General features: G+C 65.9%; 6 protein-coding genes and 2 pseudogenes. 1 reads left to right on the top strand and 7 read right to left on the bottom strand.

Features of this window, described 5'->3' with window-relative positions; genetic code table 11:
- Positions 1-265, bottom strand: a pseudogene (locus KZA10_RS08965) (transposase); the annotation flags it as partial.
- A 231-nt stretch (positions 266-496) separates the two neighbouring features.
- Here KZA10_RS08965 and KZA10_RS08970 point away from each other — a divergent pair.
- On the top strand, positions 497-883 hold the full coding sequence (locus tag KZA10_RS08970; RefSeq protein WP_218682694.1) for a hypothetical protein: 387 nt from the start codon (positions 497-499) through the stop codon (positions 881-883).
- Between the two features lie 14 nt (positions 884-897).
- Here the strand turns inward: KZA10_RS08970 and mutM are convergent, their stop codons facing one another.
- The 6 genes and pseudogenes from mutM to KZA10_RS09000 all read right to left on the bottom strand — a co-directional run.
- Positions 898-1761, bottom strand: a complete 864-nt coding sequence (gene mutM / locus KZA10_RS08975) for a bifunctional DNA-formamidopyrimidine glycosylase/DNA-(apurinic or apyrimidinic site) lyase (RefSeq protein WP_055868565.1) — start codon at positions 1759-1761, stop codon at positions 898-900.
- Complete coding sequence (gene rnc / locus KZA10_RS08980) at positions 1754-2425, bottom strand: ribonuclease III (RefSeq protein WP_017830753.1); 672 nt, start codon at positions 2423-2425, stop codon at positions 1754-1756. The genes mutM and rnc overlap by 8 nt, the downstream gene beginning before the upstream one ends.
- Before the next feature lie 31 nt (positions 2426-2456).
- A complete protein-coding gene (gene rpmF, locus KZA10_RS08985; protein WP_017830754.1) occupies positions 2457-2666 on the bottom strand; it encodes a 50S ribosomal protein L32 in 210 nt (69 codons plus the stop codon).
- A gap of 2 nt (positions 2667-2668) precedes the next feature.
- Complete coding sequence (locus KZA10_RS08990) at positions 2669-3217, bottom strand: DUF177 domain-containing protein (protein ID WP_017830755.1); 549 nt, start codon at positions 3215-3217, stop codon at positions 2669-2671.
- Positions 3218-3288: 71 nt separating this feature from the next.
- On the bottom strand, positions 3289-3786 hold the full coding sequence (gene coaD / locus KZA10_RS08995; protein WP_017830756.1) for a pantetheine-phosphate adenylyltransferase: 498 nt from the start codon (positions 3784-3786) through the stop codon (positions 3289-3291).
- 30 nt (positions 3787-3816) lie between these two features.
- Positions 3817-4088 (bottom strand): annotated as a pseudogene (locus KZA10_RS09000) (ATP-dependent DNA helicase RecG); the annotation flags it as partial.

Genomic DNA, 4088 nt, shown 5'->3' on the forward strand with positions numbered 1-4088 from the left:
CGCCAGAGCCGTTGGATCTTCTTGTGGTTCACGACCCACCCCTCGCCGCGGGCATCGTGGTAGGCCCTGCGGTATCCCCACCGCGGGTGCTTCTTCGCATACGCCCGCAGCCAGTCCCGCAACGCCACCGGTAGTACGTCTGCTCGGACACTCCGAGCTCTCGACACACCCCGGCGATGTCGCTACCGCCCGCGAGCATCCTGTCGGCCCGCCCGAGCTTACGGACGACCTGCTCCGAGGTGTGACGCTTCCTGCTGTTCGTCATGATCTGACCAGTCTCACTGCCCGGACCCCCCGGGCAACAGGACCACTCACACAACCACCGGACCTACCAAACGGGGTCAGCCCAGCCCGACTGGCACAGTTAGTCACGTTGACCTGGCGAGCTTGTCCTCATGGGTCCGAGCCACCGGAGAAGCGCGAACATCGCAGGGCCCCTTACACGGAGGATGTTGATCCTCAAACCAGGCGAGGCGACGACCTCTAGACTGGGCCGATGGCCGACCTCCAGTTCGAAGCTTTGGGGCCCACGTTCTACCGTTGCACGATAGAAATCGCTGACAGCACATATTCATCCGGCGTCATCTTCGACTGCCCGCTTGACGACGAGAAAACGAAGAGAGCGCTGCAGGCTGTAGGCGCAGCCTTTGCGTTCGTGCAGCAGAAAGAGCCGTCGCTACTGCATGCCGAAGTCGCGGCCGAACGGCCCTGCGAGGCAGACCGGAACATGTTCGCCAGGTGTGAGCTCAGCTCGCTCAGCGCCGTTTGGGATTCAGAGGCGAATGCTCCCAGCGTTTCCCTCGCCTATGGTTTCGACGACGGAGTGTATGCGGTCGCAACGATGAATGACAGCACAATCGCATCGGTACTGCTCAACGGCTGAGCCTCAGTACCTCCTCACGGCCGTCGCTGGCACCGCGGACAGAAGTGCGACCCGCGATTCATAAAACTCTCGCGGACGATCGGCGCTCCGCAGCGCGGGCACGGCTCGCCTTGACGTCCGTACGCATTGAGCGAATGCGCGAAGTAGCCGGCCTGACCGTTGACGTTGACGTACTGCGCATCGAAGCTGGTGCCGCCCTCGGCGAGGGCCTTCGCGAGCACGAGGCGCACCTCGGCGAGCAGCCGGCGCACGGCCTGTGTCGACAGGCTGGCGGCGGGCGTCTCCGGGTGGATGCGCGCAGCCCACAGCGACTCGTCGGCGTAGATGTTGCCGATCCCGCTCACGACCCCCTGGTCGAGCAGCACGCGCTTGATCGCGCTCCCCCGTCTGGCCAGAGCAGCACGGAAAGCCGGATCATCGAAACGAGGATCCAGCGGGTCACGGGCGATATGCGCGACCTGGGTGGGGATCCGCGATCCTGCGTCGTCGATCAGTGCGTCCACCGCCAGCGAGCCGAAAGTCCGCTGGTCGGCGAACACGATCGCGAGTTCGCCGTGGGTCGGATGCTCGATGCCGATGCGCACGCGCTCATGGCGTTCGGCGCCCGCATCGGGAGCACGAAGCAGCATCTGGCCGCTCATCCCGAGGTGCGCGATTAGCGCGGAGTCGCCGTCGTCGAGCGGGAGCCAGAGGAACTTGCCCCGGCGGGACGCTGCGGTGAAGGTGCGTCCTTCGAGCCGACCGACGAAATCAGCGGCACCCGCGACGTGCCGCGTGAGCGCGCGTTCATCGAACACGCTCACCGCGGTGATCAGGGATCCGACGGCAGCCGGGGCGAGGCCCGCACGGACGACCTCGACCTCAGGAAGCTCAGGCACGCTCGCTGAGGGTGCGCCAGGCACTGAGGGCCGCAGCCATCTCGGCCGTCTTCTTGCTGCTGCCCGCGCCGGTCATGCTCACATCGCCCACGATGACGGTCGCGACGAACCGCCGGTCGTGATCGGGCCCGCTCGCTTCCACCGAGTAGCGGGGAGGCGTCGCACCGACACGGGCGGCCAGCTCCTGCAGACTGGTCTTCGGATCCATCGCGGCGCCGTAGCGTTCCGGGTCGGCCAGCAGCGGCTTCGTCAGACGCAGCACGAGCTCTGTCGCGGCTTCGGGCCCGGCCGAGAGGTAGGTGGCCCCGATGACGGCTTCCATCGTGTCGGCGAGGATCGAGTCCTTGTCGCGACCGCCCGTCTGCTCCTCACCGCGTCCGAGCAGAAGATGACTACCGAGATCGATCCCGCGCGCGACTTCGGCGAGGGCGACGGTCGACACGACGCTCGCGCGCCGCTTGGCCAGCTCGCCCTCATCGAGATCAGGGTGCGTGGTGAACAGCATGACGGTGACGGCCTGACCGAGCACCGAGTCCCCGAGGAACTCGAGACGCTCGTTGTGCGGGATGGCGCCGTGCTCGTACGCGTACGAGCGATGAGTGAGGGCCAACTCCAGAAGCTCCGCGTCGATATCGACGCGGAGCTTATCTGGGAGAGGCCTCATCCCCCCGGGGACCTCCGTCACCGTACGCGATTCAGACGTCGGCGACCTTGCGGCCCTTGTACTCCAGGAAGAGCTCCGTACCCTGCGAGTCGGTGACGACCTTCGCCTGGTGGGGACGGCTGTAGACGACCTGGCCGTTCTCGATCGTCTTGACGAGCGCGACGGGCGCCGCCTTCCACTGCGCGCGGCGCGAGCGGGTGTTCGAACGGGATACCTTGCGCTTCGGGGGGTTACCAGCCATGACTAGCTCTCTTCTTTCTCGGCGGCACGAGATTCTTCCGTGCCGTCTTGGTCTGTGATGTTCTGGAGCGCACTCCACCGAGGATCGATGGGAGCGGCCTGCTCCGTTCCGGTGCTCACGGTCAGTCGTTCACCCGTTTTCGGGTCGAGACCCGGGCAATCCGGCTGACACACCGGCTGAAAAGGAAGTGCCAGTACGGCCGCATCCCTGACGAGAGTTTCAAGATCCACGTGGTCGTCTTGAACCTCGAAGTCAGTTTCTTCCTCACCAGGATACGCGAAAAGCTCCTGGAACTCGACTTCGACGGGCCGAGTGATGTCGATCAGGCATCTTCCGCACACGCCGGCGTATTCCGCATCAGCGGTTCCAGACACGAGGATGCCCTCGTGGACGGACTCCAACCGCACATCGAGATCGAGTTCGGACCCGGCCTCGTACGACACGATCCCCTCACCCCACGCCTCGGAGAGAGCGACGGTGAACTCGTGTTCGCGCATTTCTCCCGGTCGCCGGACGATGTCGCGGGCAGGGAGCACAAAAGGGCCGTTCATTCGAGAGCGCACGCTTCCATGCTACCGGCCAGGGCTCACGGTCGCTCTGACCGCGCGTTCAGGGAAGGGCGTCAGAGCCCGCGGGACCCAGTGTCCAGGAACGCCGCGACCGCCGAGGGGACGAAGGGCGTCACATCGCCGCCGAGAGATGCGACCTGGCGCACGAGGGAGCTGGAGACCATGGCGTGCGAGGGGTCGGGCAGGAGGAACACGGTCTCAATGCCGGCGAGGTGTCGGTTAACGATCGCCATCGGAGACTCGTACGCGACGTCGATCTGGGAGCGGATGCCCTTCACCAGCACACCGGCGTTCACATCGCGGGCGTAATCGACCAGGAGACCCATGCTCCACGAACCGATGACGATGTTGCCCTGCATGCCGTCGTCGGCGATCGACTTCTCCAGCAGGGAGAGCCGCTGCGCGATCGGCAGCATCGCCTCTTTGCCCGGGTTGTGCACGACCAGCACGTGCAGCTCGTCATAGAGAGCGGCCGCGCGCCTGATCACATCGAGGTGACCCAGCGTAGGCGGATCGAAGGAACCCGGGACGACGGCGATCCGGCTGCTCATGGTTCCAGCCTAGGGCACGTCGGTTCCGCGTCAGTTCTTCGCCAGCGCCGCGCGATCCTCATCGCTCACACGTCGTGCGATCGCCTCGCGAAGGCCCGGGTGATCGGCCATGTCGGGGTCGGCGGACAGGATGCCCTCGGCCAGCTCACGCGCCCGGGCGATGAGACCGGCGTCCTTCACGACGCGGAGGAGCTTGAGGGAAGAGCGGACGCCCGCCTGCGCCGCGCCGAGCACATCACCCTCACCGCGCAGCTCCAGATCGACCTCGGCGAGGGCGAAACCGTCGAGAGTCGCGGCGACAG

The organism is Microbacterium sp. BF1 (assembly GCF_019279095.1).
GTDB lineage: Bacteria > Actinomycetota > Actinomycetes > Actinomycetales > Microbacteriaceae > Microbacterium > Microbacterium maritypicum.

Bases quoted from the DNA above. Each gene is read 5' to 3' on its own strand.
- KZA10_RS08970 (WP_218682694.1), top strand. From the start codon at position 497: ATGGCCGACCTCCAGTTCGAAGCTTTGGGGCCCACGTTCTACCGTTGC.
- rnc (WP_017830753.1), bottom strand. From the start codon at position 2,425: ATGAGGCCTCTCCCAGATAAGCTCCGCGTCGATATCGACGCGGAGCTT.
- rpmF (WP_017830754.1), bottom strand. From the start codon at position 2,666: ATGGCTGGTAACCCCCCGAAGCGCAAGGTATCCCGTTCGAACACCCGC.
- KZA10_RS08990 (WP_017830755.1), bottom strand. From the start codon at position 3,217: ATGAACGGCCCTTTTGTGCTCCCTGCCCGCGACATCGTCCGGCGACCG.
- coaD (WP_017830756.1), bottom strand. From the start codon at position 3,786: ATGAGCAGCCGGATCGCCGTCGTCCCGGGTTCCTTCGATCCGCCTACG.